Below are 23,910 nucleotides of genomic sequence, written 5' to 3' on the forward strand. Positions count from 1 at the left end.
AAAATAAGCGTATAAATAGGTTATTTGAGTATGGTAATAAATGTACAATTCAGGTATTCAAATGACTAAAAAAAATACAGACCTCCCCGATTTCCGGAACCGAATTGGCGCAGTGAGTTAACATCCCCTTCTTTTTCCAAACTAGATAAAGACATAACCACTGATGTCTTAATAGTGGGCGGCGGAATTACCGGAATCATATCTGCTTATCTACTAGCCAAGCAAGGTGTGAAAGCCACATTCATTGAGGCAGATGAGACCCTTATTGGAACAACAGGCCACACAACCGCAAAATCACGGTGCAGCACGGCTGGATTTACGACCAATCTATTACTGATCACAATGAGGAATAGGCCAGACTATACTATATGAGGCCAACACTGAAGGAACGGAGATATCAAAGGATTGATAGAAGAACATTCTATTGAATGTACAAGATGCTTATGTATACGCAAATACTAATGTTTGGTCCTCCTCTGATTTACTGCTCCCCAAATCTAGTTCTGTTGGGTTTTCACTTTTTGTCGCTAAGTTTCCGACATGATAAATGGCATTATTGCCTTGCAAGGCTGGTGAATGGACTCTAATATGTATCCCTTCCAAGGTTTTTTACATCGAGTTCTTCGATTCCTATGACTGGCCGATCTTCATGTCTTTTGCAATGACATTTGGCAAATATAGTTTTAATTGCTTCATTTCCTACGTCTACTGCTGCGATTCTAGAACTCATCTAAAAACATCCCCTTTTTCATAGAAAAAATTAGGTGGAGCACTCTCAATAGTCGATGCTTCATTAGCTGTAGCTTTACTTTCATTTGTCGAATTGTATTCATTTTGTATACATTAGGAGCAAGCATGTATACACCTTATATATAGCCATGTGTACGTGTTTGTAAACATGTATACATATTTGTGTACAATTCATCTGTTTTTGTTTACATGTATACATATTTGTAAACAAACCAAATAATGTAATTTTTTAATCTTTCTTCTTACAAAAATAAGCGTATAAATAGCGGATTTGGGTATGGTAATAAATGGACAATTCAACTAATGAACTGTATGGAGGTATTCAAATGACTGAAAAAAATACAGACCTTCCCCGATTTCCGGAACCGTATTGGCGCAGTGAGTTAACTTTCCCTTCTTTTTCTAAACTAGATACAGACATAACCACTGATGTCTTAATAGTGGGCGGCGGAATTACCGGAATCACATCCGCTTATCTACTAGCTAAACAAGGGGTTAAAGTCACACTGATTGAAGCAGGCGAAATCCTTACTGGAACGACAGGACACACTACGGCAAAAATCACGGCTCAGCATGGCTTGATTTATGACCAGTTGATCACTGACCATGGTGTCGAGAAGGCCAAACTTTATTATGAAGCCAACGCAGATGGAATGAAGCTGATCAAAGACTTGGTAGAAGAACATTCCATTGATTGTAATTTGACTGCACAGGATGCCTATGTGTACGCAAATACTGAGGAATATAAAAGCAAAATTCAAAATGAATTGAAAGCCTATCAAAAGCTCGGCATTCGCGGGGATTATGCGGAGAATATCCCTTTCTCCATTCCTTGTAAAGCTGCTGTGATAATGAAAGATCAAGCACAGTTTCATCCGTTAAAATACTTGACTGCCCTCATTTCGACCATTCTCGAGAGCGGTGGCACCATTTATGAACGGACAACGGCAATGAAGATCGAAGACGGCGATCCACCGACCGTTCAGACCGATACTGGACATACAATCAAAAGCAATCAGGTCATCGTTGCCTCCCACTTCCCCTTTAATGATGAAAAGGGCTTATACTTTGCCCGTGTTCATGTAAGTAGGTCCTATGTGCTTGGCATCAAGACTGAACAGGAGTATCCAGGCGGGATGTATTACAGTGCCGACAGCCCTAGCCGCTCCCTTCGCTATACCGAATTGGACAATGGGGAAAAACTTATACTTGTTGGCGGAGATGGCCATAAAACAGGCCAGGGAATCTCGACGATCGAGCATTATGAAGCACTGAAGGACTTCAGTGCCCAGTATTTCGATGTGAAAGACATTCCCTACCGCTGGTCGGCACAGGATATTGTGACACCAGATAATATCCCCTTCGTCGGTCCAGTGACATCCAATCAGCAAAACGTCCTGATAGCTACCGGCTATGCGAAATGGGGAATGACGAACGGATCGATTGCCGCCAAGATCTTAACTGACCGGATTTTACAAAGAGATAACCGGTATGCGGAATTGTATGATCCTGCCCGTTTAAAAGGCGTGAAGAATATTCTTCAAGATAATGCTGATGTGGCGAAGCATCTGATCAAAGGCAAATTGGCTGTCAATCATAAAACGCCGGAAGACATAGGAATTGATGAAGGAGCAATCGTGAAGGTGAATGGAGACAAAGCTGGGTGTTACCGTGATCATGATGGCCAGCTTCATATCGTTGATTCCACATGTACACACATGGGGTGTGAAGTTGCCTGGAATAGCGGCGACCGTACTTGGGATTGCCCATGCCATGGCTCCCGCTACTCCATCGCTGGTGAAGTGTTGAATGGCCCTGCTGTCGAACCATTGAAGAAAATTCGCTGACTGCCAATTTGTGATTTTATCTAATAGTCGACTGGGCCCGCCGTTTTCCTTATACTGAAGTTACTGCATGGTTGAATGGCTGCAAATAACTCTGAAAAGGATTGAATTGAACATGAACGGTAAAAACCGGAAAGATATTACCCCAGGTGCCTCTGTGGACATTGTACTTAAAGCAGATCAACGCACCGGAAAACTGACAAGCGGCACTGTAAAGGATATTTTAACCAACTCCAGCACCCACCCTCATGGTATTAAAGTAAGATTGACTGATGGCCAGGTGGGCAGGGTTCAAGTCATTCATAAGTAATGTGCACTCGGTCCAGGCCGAGTGTTTTTTTTGTGATTGTTCGATGAATTAATGACAAAGGGGATATTTCAATCATGTTTCCCGTTCATAATTCGTACAATAGGGGTGAGATTATCTCTTTAAAAAGGCTGGTGTCAAAATGAATCAAGAATACAATGCCCCCGAAAGGGATTATTACCGCAACGATGAACATACATTGAAGGTTTCCGGCTCAGAGACGCTATCTGCCGCTCCGGATCAAGCCACAATCACCTTAGGAGTCATAACAGAGGATAAGGACCCGCAAAAGGCCCAGCAAGCCAATTCCCAAGCAATCGCAAATGTCATCGCATCACTTAAATCCGCAGGCATTCCCGAAGAGCAATTGAAAACGAGTGATTACAGAATCGATCCGCAATATGATTATATTGACGGAAAGGAATTATTCAAGAACTACAAAGTCCAGCACATCATACAAGCCCAAACGACCGACATCGAAAAAATAGGCAGCATAATCGACACGGCTGTCAGAAGCGGCGCCAATTCAATCACCAGCATCCGCTTCTCTTTATCCAATCCAGAAGCATACTATAACCAGGCACTTTCTCTCGCTTTAAAAAATGCATATGAAAAAGCACTCTCCATGGCTCGAACACTGGGAATCTCATTGAACCCAGTCCCTAATAAGGTTGAAGAGCTATCCGAAACGGCAACCCCAATGCTTTATCAAACAAGTACCTTTTCAAAAATGGCGACTACCCCGATTCAGCCTGGTGAATTGAACATCACTGCCTCAGTAAGGGTGGAATACACGTACTAGCACTCACTACATTCCATCCTAAAAACCCCCCCTTGGCAAACCCAAAGGGGGATTCAGACTGTAGGCATATTAGAGAAAAACCAGTTTACTTTCAAAAAAGTTTCAGCTGATTTCAGAAATCCGCTCCCTTTCCGCCGACTGTCTGCCAAGCCTCCTCGCCGACAAGCGTCTCCGGTGTCTCGGCTAGCCAGTTATTCGGCAGGAGTGTCGCAAATTTCTTCAATCTAGTGAAGGTTTCATTCGTATAATCAAGTAAGAAGCATGACGGATAATTCAGTATTCTAATATAATCATGGTACGAGGATGGAGCATTCCGGCCCTCCTTTTGTCGCAAACGGAACCCCCCTTGGTAGCCCATAGGGGGGTTTTTCACTTTAAAAGACTACCGTTTTATTTTCATGAACAATGACGCGGTCCTCCAAATGCCATTTAACGGCACGTGCCAGCACCCTGCGTTCAGCTGAACGACCGATTTTCTTCATATCCCCGGCAGAATCACGATGGTCAACACGTTCAATATCCTGCTCGATGATTGGACCTTCATCCAAATCATTCGTCACATAATGAGAAGTCGCCCCAATCAGCTTAACACCTCTGTCATAAGCTCGTTCATAAGGCCGTGCTCCAATGAAGGCAGGTAAAAATGAATGATGGATGTTGATGATTCTGTTCGGATGGGCCGCTACGAAATCCGGCGTCAATATCTGCATATACCTCGCCAATACAATAAGGTCCACTTTGAATTCTTCCAGAAGTCCAAGCTGTTTAGTCTCCACTTCCTTACGTATATCCTTATTGGCAGGAATATAATAAAACGGGATGCCCATCGATTCGACAATTTCCCTCGTATCCTCATGATTGCTGATGACCAGCGCAATATCAGCCAATAAATCCCCGCTTTGCCACTCCCATAGCAATTCCAGAAGGCAATGAGGCTCCTTCGAAACGAAGATGGCCGTCCTCTTCAGATCACTGACATGGTTAAATGTCCATTGCATCGAGAATGCTGTCGAAACCTCCTGGAATGCCCGTTGCATATCCTCTGCCTTATCCTTCAATCCTGGACAATCGAATTCGATCCTGGTGAAAAAGGTTCCGCCCTCAGGATTCATCGAATACTGACTCAATTCAACAATATTTGCATCATATTCTTTAAGAAAAGCCGTAACTGTCGAAACAATTCCTGGCTGGTCCGGACATTTTATAATCAAACGGCCTCTATCTTGATTTCTTTCGCGAAATTCCTGTAACTGCTCTTGCACAAAGTTGCTCACCATTTTCCCAACTGCCCTTCTTCTATTTTGCTATATTATACTTCAATTCATGGCCAAAATTAAAGTCAGTCAATCAATTCGGGATTGAATGCAAAGACCCCCCTACTTTAATAGGGGGGGCAGTAATCGCAAAAATGACTAATATTGAAACGAGGTGTCTCAGTTTAGAGATACTTTTTTATTTTATTATTTATTTCGTTTTTTCACCTAGACTTGCCGCTAGAGATAAAAAGATATAAGGGAGTACTTATAGTTAGAGCGTTTAATTTTATAGTAACTACAATTAACGCAAAGTAACTAAATAGACAATCCCTAAAATAATTAACAGTAAAAAAATATAACCTGGATCAAATATCGCTTGATTGGAACTGCTAAACATATGAAATCACCTCTTATTTCAAATAAAAATTAATGTAGCCCTACTACTCTGGGTTACATTTGTTTTTATAGGTTAATGCTAGCGATAAATCTGGTCGCCAAGGTACTAAGTTCCAAGGTGACTTGTAAATTGTTAATAAATTTACAGCATGACAAATGAATTGATCTTTAATTCTTCCTTCTTTTGAACTTGATACATGGGATTTAAATGATGCATCAGCTTTTAATTCAGCCCGAATTGTAATAATTTAATCGTATATAAAAGTAAATTGTTTAAAGTTCCAACATTGGAACAATGGGTTTCATTTTTGAGTAAATAAGGAGAAAGGGATGATATGAAATAAGGGTATTTTATTCCAAGAGTCACTAGTTCTACTTTAGTAACACTTGCAAAATCAAATGGAGTTTCCTTTTTATAAAGCTATCCTCTATTCATATTTCATAGGTTTTAATCGCGGAAAAGTCGGCCTGATCACGGTCGACTTTTTTATATTGGATTGTTTTGCTTAATAAATAAGGATTCCCGAAGATCTTTTACTAACGTTTTAGTCAAGCTAAAAAAGTAGAAGTGACCTAGATATGAGAATGAAAAGAAACCATCAGTTCTCATCCTCTATTAATAGGCACTATCATTCTTCCAATAAATAACTTGTGAATTTAAAGGAAATGAAGGCAAAGGCCGAGAACCTTTATGAAATGCATAGTGAAGGGGGATTCTTGAATGAAATGTCGGTATGATTTGGACTACCTTTTTTATTTCAGTTTTATTTTCCCTAGTTAATAAGGTTATTCACTGCTTTATAAGGGTATAGACCATTCTATTAGTTTTTTCAAAGGGGGAAATGAAATTATCATGAAATCATCAGTTACATTCATTGTATCCATTCTGGCTGTTCTTGGCCTTCTGTCCGGCTGTGCTGAAAAGGACCAGCTGGAGGATGGGAGTAAGCTGATCAATGAGGACCAGTTTGTTTTCGCTGCCTCAGGCGAATTCAAGCCATTCAGTTATGTTAATGATGACATGACTGTAACCGGGTTTGATATTGAAGTCGGCGATGCAATAGCAAAGGAACTGGATCTGGAGCCAGTACCTAAACGGATAAAATTCAAAGGTATTGTGGAAGGTGTTAAAACCGGTCGGGCAGATGCCGCGGTTGCCAGTCATACAATCAATGAACAACGAAGTAAACATGTTGCCTTCTCGACCCCTTATTACTACTCAGGTCCTCAAATTTTCGTCCGTTCGGATAGTGATATTAAAACGGTTGAAGATTTAAAGGGTAAGGAAGTTGCGGCTTCTAAAGGCTCTACGTACGCAACCACAGCAGAAAAATATACAACCAATGTAAAAACCTATGACAGTGATATCACCGCCCTGAAAGCATTGAGCGGAGGACGACATGATGCCGTCATCACCGACTTCGTAACCGGCAAGGAAGCGACCAAGGAAGGTTTCGACATCGAAGGAAGGCAATTGATCGAACGAAGCGAGCAGGCCATCGTACTGCCTAACGACAACCCTCAGCTGCTTGCACGCATCAACGAAGCACTTGAAAACCTCCGGGAAGATGGAACTCTTGCGAAAATCAGCAAAAAATACTTTGGTGAGGACATCACAACTAAGCCTGAATAAAGATTGATAGAAAGGGAGTCATTACATTGCCAAGTTTTTCACATTTTTTTGATACATTATTTAGCTCCTCGGACGTATTCATCCGAGCCATGCTCCTCACATTGGAACTGACGGTAGTCTCCATATTGGTAGGTATCGTCATCGGGTTGCTTTTTGCACTTTTAAAAATATCCAATATAAAAATTCTTGCATGGATTTCAGATACATATGTATTCCTGGTACGTGGAACACCTTTAATCGTACAGATATTCATACTCTATTTCGGTATCAGCAATCTCTTCTTACTGCCGGACTTCTGGGCGGCGTCACTTGCCCTGGCCTTCCATAATGGAGCTTATATCTCAGAGATTCTACGTGGTACGATTCAATCCATCGACAAAGGTCAAATGGAGGCCGGACGCTCCCTTGGCATGAGCAATTCGCTTACCTTAAGGAGAATCATCTTGCCTCAAGCCTTCCGCCGCGCATTGCCGCCGCTTGGCAACCAATTCATCATCGGGCTCAAGGATTCTTCACTGGCAGCCTTCATATCCATGAATGAGCTGTTTAATGTGGCGACTACGTTAGGCTCGAATAATTTCGATGAAATGACTTATTTATTGATTGTAGCAGTCTACTACTTGATTCTAGTGGCTTTCCTGACCATTATCGTCAATTTATTCGAAAAGAAACTGTCCATTAGTGATCGATAGGGGGAATTGAAATGGAACAAAAAGAAATGATTCGGATAAGAAATTTAAATAAATCGTATGGAAACCTGCATGTACTTAAAGATATTGATATGAAGGTACTTGATAGCGATGTTGTCTGCCTGATCGGACCAAGCGGTTCCGGAAAAAGCACCCTGCTCCGCTGTTTGAACTATTTAGAGAAGAAAGACAGCGGCCAAATCCTCATTGAAGGAACGGAAATCAATCCGGGTACCCATGATATTAATAAAATCCGCGAGAAGGTCGGAATGGTATTTCAGCATTTCTACCTCTTTCCTCATATGACCGTACTGGAAAATGTCATCGAAGCACCGACACACGTCAAAAAGGTCCCTAAGGCCCAAGCAATTGAAGAAGCAAAGGCATTGCTTGCAAAAGTCGGCTTATCGGATAAAGCGGATGTTTATCCAAGTAAGCTCTCAGGTGGCCAGAAACAGCGTGTTGCCATAGCCCGCGCCCTTGCCATGAAGCCTGATATCCTGCTCTTTGATGAGCCTACCTCGGCTCTGGATCCCGAACTTGTCGGTGAAGTTCTTGCCACGATGAAGGAGCTTGCCTTGGAAGGGATGACAATGGTAGTCGTTACACATGAAATGAGCTTTGCACGTGAGGTCGGGGATTGGATTGTCTTCATGCATAATGGGAGGGTTGTCGAAAGCGGACCGCCAAAAGAATTCTTCACCAATCCAAAAGAAGAACGTACAAAAGAATTTTTGCAAACGACAGTTTTTTAATCTTAAATCTGTCTGCATTAAAAGCAATACAGGCGTGAATTCCTGTGTTGCTTTTTTTGAATGAAAAAGGATTCATTGGTTTCTTTACTATCCATTTAGGTCGTACCCTAAATTACATGATCAAAGTCTCAGGGATATTTCGGCTTTGATTGTACAAACTAAATACTTGATGAATTGTTTCAGATAAACCGTGATTCCGGCTCGAACATGGAAAAATATCTGTATTTATGGTATATATACAGGAAGTATATAAATGAAAGAGGTCGAATTCAGTTGGAAAATAACTCTTCGAATTTTATTAAAAATATTATAAAAGATGACCTAGAGTCCGGAAAACATGATCATGTCATCACCCGCTTCCCTCCTGAGCCGAACGGATATTTACATATCGGGCATGCCAAATCAATCATTTTGAATTTTGGGGTGGCTGATGATTTCAATGGGAAAACCAACCTTCGTTTCGATGATACGAATCCATTGAAAGAGGATATTGAGTTCGTCAACTCCATCAAGGAAGATGTAAAATGGCTCGGTTACGACTGGGATAACCTTTTCTTCGCTTCCGACTATTTTGATGAAATGTACAAAAGAGCTGTGCTGCTCATCAATAAAGGGCTGGCATATGTGGACGACCTTAATGCCGACCAAATCCGTGAATATCGCGGAACGCTGACAGAGCCGGGGAAAGACAGCCCATACCGCAATAGAACCGTTGAGGAAAATCTTGAACTATTTGAAAAGATGCGCAGCGGCGAATTCGAAAACGGCGCAAAAGTATTGCGTGCAAAAATCGATATGAGCTCGCCTAACATTAATTTGCGTGATCCCGTCATATACCGTATCTCCCATACGGAACACCATAATACCGGCAACAAATGGTGCATCTACCCAATGTATGCCTTCGCCCACCCGATTGAAGATGCCATCGAGGGAGTCACACACTCCATTTGTACGCTTGAGTTCGAAGATCAACGCCCTCTTTATGACTGGATCGTTGAGAATTGTGAAATGGAAAGCAAACCGAAGCAATATGAATTTGGCCGTCTTAACCTGACCAATACAGTAATGAGCAAACGAAAACTGAAGCAGCTTGTCGATGAGGGCTTCGTGGACGGCTGGGACGACCCGAGGATGCCTACTGTTTCAGGCTTGAGGAGACGCGGGTATACACCCGAAGCGATTCGTGCATTCTGCCAAGAGATAGGTGTCGCCAAAACAAGCGGTGTCGTGGACTCTCAAATGCTTGATCATTTCGTACGGGAAGACTTAAAGCTGAAGGCTCCACGGACAATGGCCATCCTGAACCCGCTTAAAGTGGTCATCACCAACTATCCGGAAGGCGAGATAGAGTGGCTGGATGCCGAGGTCAATCCGGAAGTTCCGGAAATGGGCACACGCCAAATCCCGTTTTCACGTGAAATTTATATCGAACAGGACGATTTCATGGAAAACCCGCCGAAAAAGTATTTCCGACTTTTCCCGGGCAATGAAGTCCGTTTGAAACATGCTTATTTCATTAAATGTGAAGAAGTGATAAAGGACGACGCCGGTAACGTCATTGAACTTCGCTGCACATACGATATTGAAACGAAAAGCGGATCGGGCTTCACTGGCCGTAAAGTGAAAGGTACGTTGCACTGGGTCGAAGCTTCACAAGCGGTTTCAGCAGAATTCCGCAACTTTCAGCCGTTAATCTTGGATAAGGAAAATGATGAAGAGGAAGAAAAATCATTCCTGGACCGGGTAAATCCTGACTCTATCGAAATTCTACAAGGATTTGTCGAGCCTAATATGAAAGATGCTAAGCCTCAGGATAAATTCCAATTCTTCAGGCATGGCTATTATAATGTTGATTCAAAACTCACTGCTGCCGATCACTTGGTCTTCAACCAAATCGTTGGGTTGAAAAGTTCATTCAAGTTATAGAATCACGAAAAAGAACCAGATTCCTAGCGGATCTGGTTCTTTTTCATTTTCTGCACCCTTATATCATTTTTTCTCGTATAGCTTGATCCCTTGCTTGGAAAGGGCCTGTTTAAGAGTACTATGTGTCGAAACCTGACTAAAATCAAGACCTAACTGAATCGATGTCTGGGCCACCTCAGGACGAATCCCGGAAATGGTCGATTGAATGCCTAACAGGTTCAGGGTACTTATCAATTGATAGATCTGTTGGGCAACCATCGTATCTAAAAGGGATACCCCCGATAAATCGATGAATAAGTGTGTGATATTTTTACTAATGCATTTGCTTGGAGTCCCATTCAAAATTTCCTTTGCCCGATATGTATCGATTTCACCGATTAACGGCAATACCGCAATGGCATCAACAATGGGAATGACAGGTGCGCCCAGTTCATTAATCAGCTCCTGTTGAGCAAGGAGCCGTTCTTTTGTCAAAAGGTAATACTGCTCAGTGAACTCACGGTTCAATTGATCGAAGGCACGATTAATAAGCCCGCTCCACCGGATGATTGTATCCTTCGTTATCTTTGTATCCATCAGCATATAATCAGTGATGAAGGTCCAATATGTTTCGCGAACCTTATTAAGCGCTTCCAACACTTCGTAAATAGGGGTGTCCGATTCAACCCTGCTCTTCGCAACAAGTGTGGCCCACTGCTCCATCGTTTCAATAAAAGCAGTTTTATCTTCAAGTAAAGCACTGGTCACTGTCTTGATCGTCAATGTATTCTGTTCCCTAAGCAGCTTTTCAATTTCCTCATTAGAATCTATAGAATAGATGGATCCAGACTGCTTTTCTCTTAAAGCTAGCCAGTTTTCCGTAATCTTGGATGAGTTATCAAGGATATATCGATATAAATGTTCATCTATTTTATCCATTTGTGTTCCCCTATCTCCCTAGTTATTTCATTTTAAAAAGTAATAATAAGTCTCCATATCCCTCTTTCTCCATTTCATTTCTAGGAATGAATCGAAGGGCAGCAGAGTTTATGCAATATCTCGTGCCTTTAGGACTTGGGCCATCAGGAAAAACATGTCCAAGGTGGGAATCGGCATCCCTGCTGCGCACCTCGGTCCGGGTCATTCGGTGGCTGAGATCCATTTTTTCATTGACACTTGCCGACATGATGGGCTTCGTGAAGCTTGGCCACCCGCAACCGCTATCATATTTATTCCGCGAACTGAATAGGGGCTCCCCAGAAACGACATCCACATAAATGCCTTCTTCAAAGTGATCCCAATAGGCATTATCGAAAGGCGGCTCCGTGCCATTTTCCTGGGTGACATGAAACTGACTCTCCGTTAAGGTCTTTCTGAGGTGTGCATTATCCTTAGGCCAATTTTCTTTAATGAAAGCATCCCGTCCTGAGCCTTTACGGTACAATGCATAGCGAAATTGGTTTTTCCGATAGAATTCTTGATGATATTCCTCAGCGGCGTAAAATTTCCCCGAGGGTAGAATACCCGTAACAATAGGTTTCCTAAACCTCCCGCTCATCATTAAATCTTCCTTCGATTGTTCTGCCTCCTGTTTCTGACGTTCATTAAGATAGAAAATGGCTGCCTTGTATTGCTTTCCCCTATCCGAGAACTGTCCATCGTCATCCGTAGGATCAATTTGGCGCCAAAATATCTCCAATAACGTTTTATAGGAAATGATTGTTGGATCGAATACCACTTGAACCGCTTCAACATGATCGGTCGAACCGGCAATCACTTGTTTATAACTAGGTGCGGCAAATTTGCCGCCTGTATAACCTGATGTCACTGAAATAATACCATCCATTTCATCAAAGGGAGCAACCATGCACCAAAAGCAGCCTCCTGCGAAGATAGCTGTTTCTTTTCCATCCATCGTCATCTTAAAAATCCCCTTTCACGCCTGTCATTTTATGTATTATATACCAGCAAGCCAAACACCTTCAAATTCAAAATTGTTTCTATCTTTGCTGTATATATAAAAGAGGCACTTAGGAGTAAACCCAAGTGCCCTTTTATGTTAGATCTGTTATTTAAAGTATCACACTTACAATGATCGCCGATAGGATGCTGACAAGAGTCGCACCGTAAAGCAGCTTCAAGCCGAAACGGGCTACAACATTTCCCTGTTTTTCATGAAGTCCTTTGACTGCACCGGCAATGATTCCAATTGATGAGAAATTAGCGAATGAAACCAAGAAAACCGAAACGATCCCTATCGTTCTTTCGCTCAAGGCTGCTGATGCGTCGCCTAAGCTTAGCATGGCAACGAATTCATTGGTTACCAGCTTCGTCGCCATGATTCCGCCAGCAGTCACGGTTTCTGAAATCGGTATACCCATGATAAAGGCAAACGGTGCAAAGATATACCCCATGATGTCTTGGAAGCTGATGCCGAAGATCATGTCGAATACACTGTTGATCCCTGCGATTAAGGCAACGAAACCAATTAACATCGCTGCTACAGTGATGGCAACCTTAAATCCATCCATGATATATTCCCCAAGCATTTCGAAGAAAGACTGCTTCTCTGCCCCTTCTTCAACAGGGAGAATATCCTCTTCATCCGTTACGGTATAAGGATTGATAATGGATGCGATGATAAATCCGCCAAACATGTTGATAACAATTGCCGTCACAACGTACTTTGGTTCAATCATCGTCATATAAGCGCCGACGATCGACATCGATACAGTTGACATGGCTGATGCACAAAGCGTATACATGCGAGATGGCGGAATGGCACCGAGTTGTTTTTTCAAGGTTATGAAAACCTCGGATTGGCCCACTATTGCTGATGCAACCGCATTGTAAGATTCCAATTTACCCATTCCATTCACCTTACTAAGAAGGAATCCAATCCACTTCATGATGAACGGAAGGATCTTGAAGTGCTGTAAAATCCCGATTAAAGCTGAGATGAATACGATAGGAAGAAGAACATTTAAAAAGAAGGGCGATGCTCCTTCGTTTACAATCCCGCCAAATACAAAGGTGATCCCTTCATTTGCCCATTCTAAAAGTTTTCCGAAACCATCGGCAATCGAATTGATGATCACTAAACCAAACTTCGTGTTTAATAATAAATAAGTTAAAATAAGCTGAATGACCACCATGAGGATGATCGGTTTAATTTTAACTTTCTTCCGGTCACTGCTGGCTAAGATAGCTAGTCCAAAAACAATAAGCAGTCCTAAAATTGCAATCAGAAATTTCATTTATTCTGCCTCCACTAAGGGTGAATTTAATGTTCGTGCATTAATAGTAGGATACCCTCAAATAATTTATGCAAACGTTTTCTCTTTCATCCAAAATACATGTACGTACCTCTCCAGAAGTCTATATTAAACTAATATTTTTTTTAGTGCAATTATTATTTCCCTTTTTAAAATAACAATTAGTGACAATAATGGGTTTCGTGAATAAAAAAAGAAGGCTCCCCTTCGAAAGGGACCTTCTCTTGCCTCAAATAATATCGACTATTCAGGCAGCTGTTTTTCTGGATATCACCGTTGTCGCTAATCCAGCGACTCCAATTACAAAGATGATGATGGATGCGGCCAAGCCACCTGCCCCTTGATAAAAGTCGATGAATTTACCTGCAAAAGAGTCTCTGCCTTGGAAACCGCCGCCGCTTGGCATTTCTCCTGGAGTCCCGGAACCATTTGGCCCCCCTTGTGGAGTGCCCTGCGTATCATTAGTTGCCGTTTCCGTCGATGAATCATCTGTCGCCGTACTGCTATTAGCCGATTCTTCCGTATCATCCGATTCTGTTGAATTGCTGCGGTCGGCAGGCTGACCCATCACCGCTTGTCGGTTCATGGGTTCATTGCCGCTGCCATCCACATACATCATGATCCCGATGACTGCTTGGGCCATTAAGAGGACCGAAACCAATATTCCAACCAGAAAGTGTAACCTACCAAGTCTTTTCATCAATATTCTCCTCCGAAAATAAATGTATTTATAAGATGATTATCTAAAAAGACCCTTAATTTTTCCTTAAGCAGCAAGGAAGAAAGTAAGGGTCTTTTTCGTATTGGATGGCAGCTAATTTTTCCTTTGATTTCTCGGAAAAGTGATTTCAAAACGGGTCCGTTCATTCTGCTCACTTGTAACCTTGATGTTCCCTTGATGGGTGTTTACAATCCATTTGGCTATGGATAGACCTAAGCCAGAGCCTTCATTTGCCGAACGGGATTGCTCGACTTGGTAAAAACGGTTAAAAATCAAGGGGAGTTCTTCCTGCGGGATGCCTACTCCATTATCCTCTACAGTAAGAATGATGGATGAAGCATTCTTGATGCAGGATAGGGAAATTTCCCCGCCTTCCTCGGTGAATTTCATGGCATTATCCACCAAGATCACCAATAGCTGATGAATTCTCTCTTTATCCCCATGAAACACCACCTGTTCGGGAGCATGGCTAATGATTGATTTCTCTTGAAAAGAAGCGATATCCGTATACTGTTCCACGATATCCATAAGTAAGTCATCAAGGAAAAAGTTCGATTTCTTAACTTCCATTTGATTCGAATCCGTTCTGGTCAAGGTTAAAAGTCCGTTAACAAGCTTATTCAATCGGCGGACTTCTTTCGAAATGATGGATATATCAACTGCTTTTTCCTCGATTGTCGCGTTAGGTGATTGAAATAGCAAATCAGCCCGCGATTGAATGACAGCAAGCGGCGTTCGAATTTCATGTGAAGCATCCGAGACAAACTGCTGCTGCTGATCCCAGGATTTCTTGACCGGAATCAAAGCCCGTCCTGCCAGAAGATAGCCAGCGCCCACCGCCACTAAACTTCCAATTCCTCCACCAACAAACAATATGAGCAGCAAGCGATCGAGCATTTCCTTTTCTGTATCCACATTCCTGATGAATTGTACGGCCATCTCTCCATACCCCGTATCGACCTGGGTGGAAAGGGCCCGATACGTGTATCCATTCACTGATATTTCTTCAATGTCATCAAAAGTTTTAGGGAAGAATTTTTGTTCATTGACCTTAAAAAAATGGTCTACACTCAGTCTTGGCTCAATGATCGTATCATCCGGTCCCCAAACGATGACGCTTGGCCCCGGTCCTAAGAGAAACTCACCTTGCGGACGTCCGCCTGGCATGCCGCCATTATTGAAATCCCTGTAATCCTTTATAAGTGAATCATTGACATCCTTATAGATCTGGTCTTCCGTATAGAAATAAATCGTTCTGCTTAATATGACTATTAAGACGATAAAGACGATAGAATTCAATAATGTTAGTTGAAGCCGTGTTTTTTGGAACATAATGATCCCCTTATGGTTGTTTTAGCATATAACCAATTCCGCGTACGGTTTGAATATCTTTATGATAATTGAAAGGTTCCAGCTTTTTTCTAAGATGATGGATGAACACTTCGACAATGGCAATCGTCGTATCCGAATCAAACCCCCAAATGCGGTCAAAAATTTGCTCACGGGTCAATATTTTCCCATTATTTTGAATTAAGTACTCCAGTAATTCAAACTGTTTCAAGGTCATTTTAATGACCTTTCCATCAATCAAAATATCCTTTTCCTTTTCCAACAGTTCGATACCACGGTATTTCACATGCTGCGCAAGCGATATAATGCCGCTCCTTCGAAGCAGGGCACGAATCCTGGCCTTAAGTTCCGGTGCCTGGAACGGCTTGACTAAATAATCATCGCCACCCATTTCCAATCCTCTGACTCGATCCTCAAGCGCATCTTTTGCCGTCAAAAACAAGACACTTGTATCGATTTTTGCTTCCCTGATTTTCCGTACGATTTCAAATCCATCGATTCCTGGAAGCATAACATCCAAAATGATGATATCGTATATACTTTGCTGGGCCATGAATAGCCCATCTTCCCCATTATCCGCTGTATCGACTTCATATTCATCCATCAGAATCTGTCGGATCGATTCTAATAATGAAACATTATCTTCTACCACCAAAACCTTCATTCAGGGTACCTCCCAGCCGCTTCAATTGTGATATATATGTTGATTTTATCCTTTTTCATATGCAAAAGAAAGCGGGCTTTTAATCGCCTGCTTTCTCTCAATTTGTATGTTCATTCGTGACGCAGTGCTTGAATTGGATTTAACCTGGATGCCTTATTGGCAGGAAATACGCCAAACATTATCCCGATTAAAATAGAGAATAAGAAGGCAAACAATGTCACCGACCATGAATAACTAATCGTTAAGCTTGAAAAAACTGAAATCAATTTTGCGATTCCCACTCCAATTCCAACTCCCAACAATCCCCCTAAGCAGCTCAAGACCATCGCTTCAATTAAAAACTGAAGAAGAATCGATTTCCGATTTGCCCCAATTGCTTTTCTAATTCCGATTTCCTTTGTCCTCTCCGAGACGGAAACCAACATGATATTCATGATTCCAATTCCGCCTACCAATAACGAAATACTGGCAATGCCGCCAAGCATGAGAGTGAACGTATCCGACACAGAGCTCATTGTATCCATCAGATCTTCTTGATTGGACACCGAATAGTTATCACTCTGTTCCGGGAATGATGTGGTCATCGTACCTTGTACCTGGTACATCGCCATATCCATGATATTCTCGTTCTCCGCTTTTAAATATACGGTTCCGATTGTTGTGCTGCCTGCAGCCCGCTCGGCAGTGGTGATCGGTGCAATGATTACATCATCCCCGCTCGATCCCATTGAGGTGCCTACCGATTTCAGCACACCGATCACGCGATAGGAAACGCCGCCGATGAGAACGTTCTGGTCCACCGCTTTTTGATTTTCAAAAAGCGTGGCGGCTGTATCTGATCCCAGGACAACGACCTTGGAGCGTAATTCCGTTTCCATATCCGTCAAAAACCGGCCTTGACTAAGCTCCAGATCCCTGACTGATAAGTAGGATGAAGTTGCACCGGTCATTGAAACCTGTGCCGAAGCTTCTCCATTTTTAGCATAAACGCGTCCAGTGACCACAGGCGCCACTTCCGATATCCCGCTTATCTCTTTGAACTGTTTAATTGTTTCATTCGTCAGCTCCACGGAGTCGGTATCCGTGACACTTACCGTTATCAGGTTCGTTCCCAGGCTATTTATCTCATCTTGAACGGACTGTGAGGAACCCTGCCCGATCGAAACCAGAACGATTACGGAGGCAACACCAATTATGATTCCAAGCATGGTTAAAAATGCTCTGACTTTATTGGTTTTGATACTGCGTATAGCCATCTTCATTGATTCGCTCAGGTTCAATCCAATCACCTCCATTTTCAAATAACTGACCATCCTGTATCCGAACGACACGAGTTGCTTCTTTTGCCACTTCCAAATCATGGGTTATAAGAATGATTGTTTGTCCCTTTTCATTCAATTCCTTCAGCATCTGCAGCACTTCTTTACTCGTTTTACTATCAAGTGCCCCCGTCGGCTCATCCGCCAATAAAACGGGAGGGTTACCGGCAAGTGCCCTTGCAATCGCAACTCTTTGCTGTTGTCCACCCGACAGTTGGGTCGGCAGATGATTCTTCCGGTCACTCAGACCGACCCTATCAAGGCATGCATTGGCCACTTCCCTTCTTTCCTTCATGCTTGCCCCTCTATAAACCAAGGGAAGTTCGACATTCTCCAACGCTGTCAGTTTTGCCAACAGGTTAAAATTTTGAAAGATAAATCCAATTTTTATATTACGTATGGCAGCCAGCTCATTACCCTTCATCTTTTCCACTTCTTTTCCATCAAGAAGATATTCACCTTTGTCAGGCTTGTCAAGACAGCCAATCATATTCATGAACGTCGATTTCCCTGATCCGGAAGGTCCGATGATGGAAATGAAATCGCCTTTATCAATTGTAAGACAGACATCTTGAAGGGCCTTAACCGTTTCACCGCCTAACTCATATGATTTAGACATGTTCTTAATTTTTATGATGGGTTTCGCCATTTTACTGACCTCCCTTGCCGTTTGGCATCCCGCCGCTCGGCATTCCGCTGCCACTCTGCATTCTCATTTCGCCTCCTTGGCCTCCCCTCATTCCTTCGCCGTCACTGCCAGTTGAGCTTTCATTGATGGTAATAGGCAATGATACAAACTGGCCCTCTTCCAGACCTGAAGTTATTTCAATATACCTATCATTGCTGATCCCAGTCTTAACCACTTTCTTTGTACTGGCAGCTCCTTCAGTTGTACCGGATTGTTGTATATTCACATACTTCTCTTCCCCGTCGATTTGGACTGCTTCAATCGGAACATATAAAGCATCTTTTACACGATTTGTCAAAATGCTCACTTCAGTCGACATCCCAATTTTTATATCGCCGGGTTTGTCAATTTTGATCGTGACATCGAACGTAGAAACTCCATTCTCATATGTACCTTCCTTTGCTACACTGGTCACTTCCCCCGTAAATGTTTCATCTTCAAAAGCACTGGCTTTAATTTCAACTGTTTGTCCTTTTTTAACGCTTGGAACATCCAATTCATCAACACTGATCGTGGTTTTCAATTTTTTATAATCCGTAACATGTGCCACCACTTCACTGCTTGATACACGATCTCCTTCTTCTACATCCAATGTTGTCACTGTACCATCGAATGGCGCCGTTACCGGGTCACTTCCATCCGTGAAGGTAATGAGTTCATCACCTTTCTCAACCAATTCATTCTTCGCTACAAGGACTTCATCCACTTCATCCGTTACCGAGGAAGTGATGTCCTCACTATTGATTGCGGCGACCGATCCGGAACCGCTTATTTGAACTTCAAGATCTCCCTTTTCAACTGTAGCCGTCACCGACTTTGCAATGACAGGCTCAGCATTGTCCTTCATGAAAAACCAAGCGCATCCCCCAATCGCCAGCACTAAAACCGTACCTATCATTATCAACTTTTTCATCACTTTTCTCCTTTCAGATTTCCTTCGTTGAAACCAGTATCGTGAAAGAAGCTTAACTTTTCCTTAATGGCCACGTGTTTGATTTCAATCAGCAAGCAGCTTTTGCTTGTACGTAACCATAAAAAACTATGTCGAACGAAAAATGCTTTATTTTCAGCATTTAAATTTACAATATATTCTGAAAATTATATACTGATACTGTTATCGGAAATTGGTAATGAAAACCAAATCATTAATGATGAAGGGGGAACCAACTTGGCATCAAACGATTCAATTGCTAAGGAAACCGAGGCGAGCGCTTCCACGGACTACACCAAGATCGTCCAATCACAATCTTTTCAAGAGCTCTTAAGGAAAAAACGCAATTTCATCGTCCCGCTATCCATCTTTTTCATGGTCTTTTATTTCACCCTACCCATACTAACTTCCTATTCTAAAGTTCTTAACTCAATTGCTTTCGGGACAATCAGCTGGGCCTGGATTTTTGCCTTCGCTCAATTTGTCATGACCTGGACATTATGCATCCTCTATTCCAAAAAAGCTGCGACATTTGACCAATTAGTAGAAAAAATCGTTAAAGAAGCGAAAGGATAAAAGGTGAATTCACAATGAATATACTTGCTTTTATATTATTTCTAATCATTGTCGGACTAACATTGATCATTACCTATTTTGCTTCACGGCGCACCAAAACGACCGCGGACTTTTATACGGCTGACAGCAGCCTTACTGGCTGGCAGAATGGCTGGGCCATTGCGGGAGATTATATGTCCGCCGCCTCATTTTTGGGGATAGCCGGCATGGTCGCACTCTCTGGATTTGATGGTTTCTTCTATAGCATAGGTTTTCTCGTTGCGTATCTGGTCGTTCTTTATATCGTGGCCGAACCGCTCCGTAACCTTGGCAAGTATACATTGGCAGACATGATCGCTGCCCGTTTCAATGAAAAGAAAGTACGCGGGGTTGCTGCCCTTAACACCATTTCCATTTCAACCTTTTATATGATCGCCCAATTAGTCGGTGCAGGTGCCCTTATAAAACTCTTACTTGGAATTGATTATCTTTACTCCGTCATCATTGTAGGTATTTTAATGACCGTATATGTCGTATTTGGCGGTATGACGGCCACCAGTTGGGTCCAAATCGTTAAAGCCGTTTTATTGATGGCAGGTACATTCATCATCTCCATCATCGTGTTGGCGAAATTCGACTTTAGCGTGATCGAGATGTTCAAGCAAATGAAAACAGCCACTCCTTTGGGCGGGGATTTCCTCAACCCAGGTAACAAATTCAAGGATCCTTTGGATACTTTATCCCTTAATTTAGCGCTTGTACTCGGTACAGCTGGACTGCCTCACATTCTCATCCGTTTCTTTACGGTGAAAGACGCCATCACAGCCCGTAAGTCCGTAGTATATGCCACGTGGATCATTGGCATCTTTTATATAATGACCATTTTCCTCGGCTTTGGAGCGGCAGCTTTTGTTGGATACGACAAAATCATTGCCGCGAATGCAGCCGGTAATATGGCTGCTCCGCTGCTTGCCGAAGCCATTGGGGGTGACTTCCTGTTCGCCTTCGTCTCTGCTGTTGCTTTCGCAACCATTTTAGCGGTTGTAGCAGGTCTCGTCCTATCGGCAGCATCTGCTTTTGCCCATGACTTCTATGGCCACATTATCCGGAAAGGCGAAGCCACTGACAAGGAACAAGTCGTTGCTGCTCGTTGGGCATCCATTGGAGTATCCGTCCTTTCCATCATCCTTGCCTTATTTGCCCAAAACATGAATGTCGCTTTCCTTGTTTCACTTGCCTTTGCCGTCGCTGCCAGTGCCAATCTGCCAATCATTGTCTTCACGGTATTCTGGAAGCGTTTTAACACAGCCGGGGCTGTCACGGGCATGATAGTTGGACTGGTCAGTTCTTTATTGCTTGTGTTCCTAAGTCCCAATGTCTGGTCACCTGTAGAAGGAGCGGCAATATTCGTTGGGGAGCCATTATTCCCGCTTGCCAATCCAGGCATCATCTCCATCCCGATTGGTTTTATCGCAGCCATCGCCGGAACACTTCTGTCAAGCAAGAAAGCTGATGCCAAAAAATACGACGAAATCCTGGTCACGGCTAACACCGGGATGAAAGATCCTATATAAGCTAGATTTATTATTATTTTAAAATATCAAAAAGAGAAAGGAGATCAGGGTTTTCGACCTGCTCTCCTTTCTCTTTATTTAGAACATATTCATCAGGAAGATTCCCGCTAGCTTCTCAATCTTAACTTCCTTCTATTGTACTTAGTTACTACCTGGTTCATGACTTCTGCAAAGATCAGCCCCATCGCAATGGCACCAGCCAACATGAAGACCTTGGCTGCCAGCTGAACGGCGACATAAAAATCATTTCCGACAAAATGCTTCATCGCATCATAAGACAAACCTCCAGGCACAAGGGGGATGATTCCCGATACATTGAAGATCGTAATCGGCGTTTTATACCTTTTAGCAAAATACTGGCTGATAACCGCAACGATAAATGCAGCCGTTAATGTTGCAATGATGGTGTTTATCTCATTTTCAACCAGAACAAAATATATTATCCACCCTAACATCCCTACGAAACCACAATGAAACAATGAATTTTTTGGTACATTGAAGATGACTCCAAAGGCTGCTGAGGCAATGAAACTTGTAATAAGCTGTGCAATCATCATTCTTCCTCCCCTAAAATCATAAGAAAACAAACGCAGCCGATATTCCTGCCCCAATGGCTAAAGCAGTCAAACCTGCATCAGCACCCTTGGATAGACCCGAAACCAAATGCCCTGCAATTAAATCCCTGGCTGCATTCGTAATTAACAGTCCTGGCACAAGCGGCATCACCGCTCCGATGATTATCGTGTCCAAATGACTCCCAACTCCAATCTGGACAAAAAACATAGCTACTAATCCTACGACTAAAGAGGCGATGAATTCAGCAAAAAAACGAACTTCCAGTAACCAGTGCAAATAAAGCAGGCATGAGAATCCCATTCCTCCAGCTATACAGGACCAGATGAAATCATTCCACTGTCCTTGGAACATGATTAAAAAGCAGCCGCTCGCGATGAATGCAGCAAAGACCTGTACCCACATGGGATACCCCATCCCGGCCTTTTCGATTTGCTTTAACCGTAAATATGCTTCCTCCGGTGTCATTTCCTTGCTGGAAATGCTTCGGGATATACTGTTAACCAGCGTCACTTTATGTAAATCTGTAGATCGTTGGGAAACCCGGATCAATTTTGAAGCTGGGTGCATGCCATCCAGCGAAAAAATAATTCCAGTAGGGGTCGAAAAACTGTGTGATTCACCGCACCCAAACGCTGCAGCGATCCTAACCATCGTATCTTCCACCCTTGACGTTTCCGCTCCGTTCTGAAGCATGATTTTTCCCGCAAGTAAACATACATCTATAATTTCATTGTATGGTAAACGATCATCCATTTTATCCTCTCCATCACTTCCTGCATGAGTTTCTCTCAATAACAGATAACGATCACACCAATTTAAATCCACCTCATAATAGCCCAATTCCTGTGAAAAGGATATAAAAATATTACCTATTTAATTTATCAATTCCATTAACCTTCCCTACTATCTTCCTTAGTACCAGTATTCCCTTTATTTCCTGCCGAAACCGTTTAGTTGAAAGAAAATTCAATTATATCCATAATGAAAAGGAGTGCAGGCACGGTCACTGCATCCCCTTTTTTCTTACCCTGTACGACTATACTCCTTTTTGAATGAAGCAATCCACTGTTTCATTAAACAAATCGCTTTCTTCCATAAATGGACAATGACAGCTATCTTCAAAGATTACTAGTTTGGAATTCGGAATGCTTTTATGCAAATGTTCCCCTGCAGCTACAGGAATGACCTTTTCATGCCTTCCAAAACAGAGAAGTGTCGGAATATTGATTTCTGGCAAAAATTCACGATAGTCCACAATCGATTGGTCAAATAGAATGCTACTGGCGATGGATTCCGGCATTTTGGTCACTTCCCCAAGCATCCAGCTTGCATCCTCTGCAGATAATTCATTGTTGAACATGGAAGCAAGGAAGCTTTGCAAAAATGGGGAACGATTCGTTTGAATTTCAGTCATGAAGGCAATCAACGTGTCCATATCAAATGCGCCGATATTAAAATCGGGCCACTTGAAATCAGATGCCAATTCATCCACAATCACGGTTGAATGAATATTTTCCTCACCGAACTGCTTAAGATACTCCCAGACGACAAATGCCCCCATCGACCAGCCTACAAGTATGACATCCCTTAATCCCAGTTCACCTATGAACGCATGAAGATCTTTTGCATAAACGGAGACCGTATTTCCGTAATGTACATGATTTGACTGGCCATGGCTTCTTAAATCAAGTAAGATCGTTCTATATTTTTCTGAAAAGTACGGAAGCTGCCTTTTAAAGAACCGGCTGCTCATCCACACACCATGGATAAAAATAATCGGTTTCCCCTGGCCCTTTTCTTCATAAAACAACCGAACGCCTTCCTCCACCTCAATAAATGCTATTCTATCCCTCCTTCTTCATATTTTCACCATCCATTCCCCATTATTATTTATTGCATTTCTTCTTTTAACATTCCTTC

General features: G+C 42.5%; 25 protein-coding genes and 1 pseudogene. 10 read left to right on the forward strand and 16 right to left on the reverse strand.

Annotation, left to right across the window (positions count from 1 at the left end):
- Positions 1 to 174 precede the first annotated feature (174 nt).
- Entirely contained in the window at positions 175 to 372 is a 198-nt protein-coding gene (locus MPH60_RS20820; protein ID WP_241589485.1) for an NAD(P)-binding protein, read from the forward strand.
- A 75-nt stretch (positions 373 to 447) separates the two neighbouring features.
- On the opposite strand, the pseudogene MPH60_RS20825 reads toward MPH60_RS20820, so the two are convergent.
- Positions 448 to 730: pseudogene (locus MPH60_RS20825) on the reverse strand (ParM/StbA family protein); the annotation flags it as partial.
- Positions 731 to 1,076: 346 nt separating this feature from the next.
- On the opposite strand from MPH60_RS20825, the gene MPH60_RS20830 reads away from it, so the two are divergent.
- The 3 genes from MPH60_RS20830 to MPH60_RS20840 all read left to right on the forward strand — a co-directional run bounded on the left by MPH60_RS20830 (position 1,077) and on the right by MPH60_RS20840 (position 3,703).
- Positions 1,077 to 2,597, forward strand: a complete 1,521-nt coding sequence (locus MPH60_RS20830) for an FAD-dependent oxidoreductase (RefSeq protein WP_241589484.1) — start codon at positions 1,077 to 1,079, stop codon at positions 2,595 to 2,597.
- A gap of 112 nt (positions 2,598 to 2,709) precedes the next feature.
- Positions 2,710 to 2,904: a YwbE family protein gene (locus MPH60_RS20835; RefSeq protein ID WP_034316239.1), complete on the forward strand. Its 195-nt coding sequence runs from the start codon at positions 2,710 to 2,712 to the stop codon at positions 2,902 to 2,904.
- A 139-nt stretch (positions 2,905 to 3,043) separates the two neighbouring features.
- Complete coding sequence (locus MPH60_RS20840) at positions 3,044 to 3,703, forward strand: SIMPL domain-containing protein (RefSeq protein WP_241589483.1); 660 nt, start codon at positions 3,044 to 3,046, stop codon at positions 3,701 to 3,703.
- Between the two features lie 112 nt (positions 3,704 to 3,815).
- Here the strand turns inward: MPH60_RS20840 and MPH60_RS20845 are convergent, their stop codons facing one another.
- The 3 genes from MPH60_RS20845 to MPH60_RS28000 form a co-directional block, all read right to left on the reverse strand.
- Positions 3,816 to 4,037: a hypothetical protein gene (locus MPH60_RS20845; RefSeq protein ID WP_241589482.1), complete on the reverse strand. Its 222-nt coding sequence runs from the start codon at positions 4,035 to 4,037 to the stop codon at positions 3,816 to 3,818.
- Positions 4,038 to 4,077: 40 nt separating this feature from the next.
- Positions 4,078 to 4,977: a formyltetrahydrofolate deformylase gene (purU, locus tag MPH60_RS20850; RefSeq protein WP_241589672.1), complete on the reverse strand. Its 900-nt coding sequence runs from the start codon at positions 4,975 to 4,977 to the stop codon at positions 4,078 to 4,080.
- Between the two features lie 422 nt (positions 4,978 to 5,399).
- A complete protein-coding gene (locus MPH60_RS28000; protein WP_442957026.1) occupies positions 5,400 to 5,603 on the reverse strand; it encodes a DUF2599 domain-containing protein in 204 nt (67 codons plus the stop codon).
- Between the two features lie 605 nt (positions 5,604 to 6,208).
- Between MPH60_RS28000 and MPH60_RS20855 the strand changes: the two genes are divergently transcribed.
- The 4 genes from MPH60_RS20855 to MPH60_RS20870 all read left to right on the forward strand — a co-directional run bounded on the left by MPH60_RS20855 (position 6,209) and on the right by MPH60_RS20870 (position 10,358).
- A complete protein-coding gene (locus tag MPH60_RS20855) occupies positions 6,209 to 6,988 on the forward strand; it encodes a transporter substrate-binding domain-containing protein (RefSeq protein ID WP_230176058.1) in 780 nt (259 codons plus the stop codon).
- A 26-nt stretch (positions 6,989 to 7,014) separates the two neighbouring features.
- Positions 7,015 to 7,680: an amino acid ABC transporter permease gene (locus MPH60_RS20860; RefSeq protein WP_048685680.1), complete on the forward strand. Its 666-nt coding sequence runs from the start codon at positions 7,015 to 7,017 to the stop codon at positions 7,678 to 7,680.
- Between the two features lie 11 nt (positions 7,681 to 7,691).
- On the forward strand, positions 7,692 to 8,432 hold the full coding sequence (locus MPH60_RS20865; protein WP_095390614.1) for an amino acid ABC transporter ATP-binding protein: 741 nt from the start codon (positions 7,692 to 7,694) through the stop codon (positions 8,430 to 8,432).
- 273 nt (positions 8,433 to 8,705) lie between these two features.
- On the forward strand, positions 8,706 to 10,358 hold the full coding sequence (locus MPH60_RS20870) for a glutamine--tRNA ligase/YqeY domain fusion protein (RefSeq protein WP_241589481.1): 1,653 nt from the start codon (positions 8,706 to 8,708) through the stop codon (positions 10,356 to 10,358).
- 63 nt (positions 10,359 to 10,421) lie between these two features.
- Here the strand turns inward: MPH60_RS20870 and MPH60_RS20875 are convergent, their stop codons facing one another.
- The 9 genes from MPH60_RS20875 to MPH60_RS20915 all read right to left on the reverse strand — a co-directional run bounded on the left by MPH60_RS20875 (position 10,422) and on the right by MPH60_RS20915 (position 19,267).
- Positions 10,422 to 11,276: an STAS domain-containing protein gene (locus MPH60_RS20875; RefSeq protein WP_241589480.1), complete on the reverse strand. Its 855-nt coding sequence runs from the start codon at positions 11,274 to 11,276 to the stop codon at positions 10,422 to 10,424.
- A 22-nt stretch (positions 11,277 to 11,298) separates the two neighbouring features.
- Positions 11,299 to 12,258: a peptide-methionine (R)-S-oxide reductase MsrB gene (gene msrB / locus MPH60_RS20880; RefSeq protein ID WP_241589479.1), complete on the reverse strand. Its 960-nt coding sequence runs from the start codon at positions 12,256 to 12,258 to the stop codon at positions 11,299 to 11,301.
- A gap of 151 nt (positions 12,259 to 12,409) precedes the next feature.
- Positions 12,410 to 13,594: a NupC/NupG family nucleoside CNT transporter gene (locus MPH60_RS20885; protein WP_241589478.1), complete on the reverse strand. Its 1,185-nt coding sequence runs from the start codon at positions 13,592 to 13,594 to the stop codon at positions 12,410 to 12,412.
- Between the two features lie 265 nt (positions 13,595 to 13,859).
- The gene (locus MPH60_RS20890; protein ID WP_241589477.1) at positions 13,860 to 14,312 is read right to left on the reverse strand and encodes a hypothetical protein; all 453 of its coding nucleotides are present in this window, start codon (positions 14,310 to 14,312) and stop codon (positions 13,860 to 13,862) included.
- Positions 14,313 to 14,426: 114 nt separating this feature from the next.
- A complete protein-coding gene (locus MPH60_RS20895) occupies positions 14,427 to 15,665 on the reverse strand; it encodes a sensor histidine kinase (RefSeq protein WP_241589476.1) in 1,239 nt (412 codons plus the stop codon).
- Between the two features lie 10 nt (positions 15,666 to 15,675).
- A complete protein-coding gene (locus MPH60_RS20900) occupies positions 15,676 to 16,347 on the reverse strand; it encodes a response regulator transcription factor (protein WP_241589475.1) in 672 nt (223 codons plus the stop codon).
- A 110-nt stretch (positions 16,348 to 16,457) separates the two neighbouring features.
- Entirely contained in the window at positions 16,458 to 17,642 is a 1,185-nt protein-coding gene (locus tag MPH60_RS20905; protein WP_241589671.1) for an ABC transporter permease, read from the reverse strand.
- Positions 17,575 to 18,315 (reverse strand): ABC transporter ATP-binding protein, encoded by a 741-nt coding sequence (locus MPH60_RS20910; protein ID WP_245406229.1) that lies wholly within the window; start codon positions 18,313 to 18,315, stop codon positions 17,575 to 17,577. The genes MPH60_RS20905 and MPH60_RS20910 overlap by 68 nt, the downstream gene beginning before the upstream one ends.
- A gap of 1 nt (position 18,316) precedes the next feature.
- The gene (locus MPH60_RS20915; protein ID WP_241589474.1) at positions 18,317 to 19,267 is read right to left on the reverse strand and encodes an efflux RND transporter periplasmic adaptor subunit; all 951 of its coding nucleotides are present in this window, start codon (positions 19,265 to 19,267) and stop codon (positions 18,317 to 18,319) included.
- A 255-nt stretch (positions 19,268 to 19,522) separates the two neighbouring features.
- Between MPH60_RS20915 and MPH60_RS20920 the strand changes: the two genes are divergently transcribed.
- The gene (locus MPH60_RS20920; protein ID WP_241589473.1) at positions 19,523 to 19,861 is read left to right on the forward strand and encodes a DUF485 domain-containing protein; all 339 of its coding nucleotides are present in this window, start codon (positions 19,523 to 19,525) and stop codon (positions 19,859 to 19,861) included.
- Positions 19,862 to 19,875: 14 nt separating this feature from the next.
- Positions 19,876 to 21,414, forward strand: a complete 1,539-nt coding sequence (locus MPH60_RS20925; RefSeq protein WP_241589472.1) for a solute symporter family protein — start codon at positions 19,876 to 19,878, stop codon at positions 21,412 to 21,414.
- A 107-nt stretch (positions 21,415 to 21,521) separates the two neighbouring features.
- Here MPH60_RS20925 and MPH60_RS20930 read toward each other — a convergent pair whose 3' ends face one another.
- The 3 genes from MPH60_RS20930 to MPH60_RS20940 form a co-directional block, all read right to left on the reverse strand.
- Positions 21,522 to 21,971 (reverse strand): threonine/serine exporter family protein, encoded by a 450-nt coding sequence (locus MPH60_RS20930; RefSeq protein ID WP_241589471.1) that lies wholly within the window; start codon positions 21,969 to 21,971, stop codon positions 21,522 to 21,524.
- Positions 21,972 to 21,987: 16 nt separating this feature from the next.
- Complete coding sequence (locus MPH60_RS20935; RefSeq protein WP_207438687.1) at positions 21,988 to 22,743, reverse strand: threonine/serine exporter family protein; 756 nt, start codon at positions 22,741 to 22,743, stop codon at positions 21,988 to 21,990.
- A gap of 283 nt (positions 22,744 to 23,026) precedes the next feature.
- Entirely contained in the window at positions 23,027 to 23,833 is an 807-nt protein-coding gene (locus MPH60_RS20940) for an alpha/beta fold hydrolase (protein ID WP_241589669.1), read from the reverse strand.
- Positions 23,834 to 23,910: the final 77 nt, after the last annotated feature.

The sequence above is a fragment of the Peribacillus sp. Aquil_B1 genome, assembly GCF_022603275.1.
GTDB lineage: Bacteria > Bacillota > Bacilli > Bacillales > DSM-1321 > Peribacillus.

Excerpts from the sequence above, each read along its gene's own strand:
- MPH60_RS20885 (WP_241589478.1), bottom strand. The coding sequence starts at position 13,594 with ATGAAATTTCTGATTGCAATTTTAGGACTGCTTATTGTTTTTGGACTA.
- MPH60_RS20915 (WP_241589474.1), bottom strand. The coding sequence starts at position 19,267 with ATGAAAAAGTTGATAATGATAGGTACGGTTTTAGTGCTGGCGATTGGG.
- MPH60_RS20840 (WP_241589483.1), top strand. The coding sequence starts at position 3,044 with ATGAATCAAGAATACAATGCCCCCGAAAGGGATTATTACCGCAACGAT.
- msrB (WP_241589479.1), bottom strand. The coding sequence starts at position 12,258 with ATGACGATGGATGGAAAAGAAACAGCTATCTTCGCAGGAGGCTGCTTT.
- MPH60_RS20905 (WP_241589671.1), bottom strand. The coding sequence starts at position 17,642 with ATGGAGGTGATTGGATTGAACCTGAGCGAATCAATGAAGATGGCTATA.
- MPH60_RS20930 (WP_241589471.1), bottom strand. The coding sequence starts at position 21,971 with ATGATGATTGCACAGCTTATTACAAGTTTCATTGCCTCAGCAGCCTTT.
- MPH60_RS20835 (WP_034316239.1), top strand. The coding sequence starts at position 2,710 with ATGAACGGTAAAAACCGGAAAGATATTACCCCAGGTGCCTCTGTGGAC.
- MPH60_RS20925 (WP_241589472.1), top strand. The coding sequence starts at position 19,876 with ATGAATATACTTGCTTTTATATTATTTCTAATCATTGTCGGACTAACA.
- MPH60_RS20890 (WP_241589477.1), bottom strand. The coding sequence starts at position 14,312 with ATGAAAAGACTTGGTAGGTTACACTTTCTGGTTGGAATATTGGTTTCG.
- MPH60_RS20900 (WP_241589475.1), bottom strand. The coding sequence starts at position 16,347 with ATGAAGGTTTTGGTGGTAGAAGATAATGTTTCATTATTAGAATCGATC.
- MPH60_RS20895 (WP_241589476.1), bottom strand. The coding sequence starts at position 15,665 with ATGTTCCAAAAAACACGGCTTCAACTAACATTATTGAATTCTATCGTC.
- MPH60_RS20935 (WP_207438687.1), bottom strand. The coding sequence starts at position 22,743 with ATGGATGATCGTTTACCATACAATGAAATTATAGATGTATGTTTACTT.
- MPH60_RS20865 (WP_095390614.1), top strand. The coding sequence starts at position 7,692 with ATGGAACAAAAAGAAATGATTCGGATAAGAAATTTAAATAAATCGTAT.
- MPH60_RS20910 (WP_245406229.1), bottom strand. The coding sequence starts at position 18,315 with ATGGCGAAACCCATCATAAAAATTAAGAACATGTCTAAATCATATGAG.
- MPH60_RS20875 (WP_241589480.1), bottom strand. The coding sequence starts at position 11,276 with ATGGATAAAATAGATGAACATTTATATCGATATATCCTTGATAACTCA.
- MPH60_RS20855 (WP_230176058.1), top strand. The coding sequence starts at position 6,209 with ATGAAATCATCAGTTACATTCATTGTATCCATTCTGGCTGTTCTTGGC.
- MPH60_RS20830 (WP_241589484.1), top strand. The coding sequence starts at position 1,077 with ATGACTGAAAAAAATACAGACCTTCCCCGATTTCCGGAACCGTATTGG.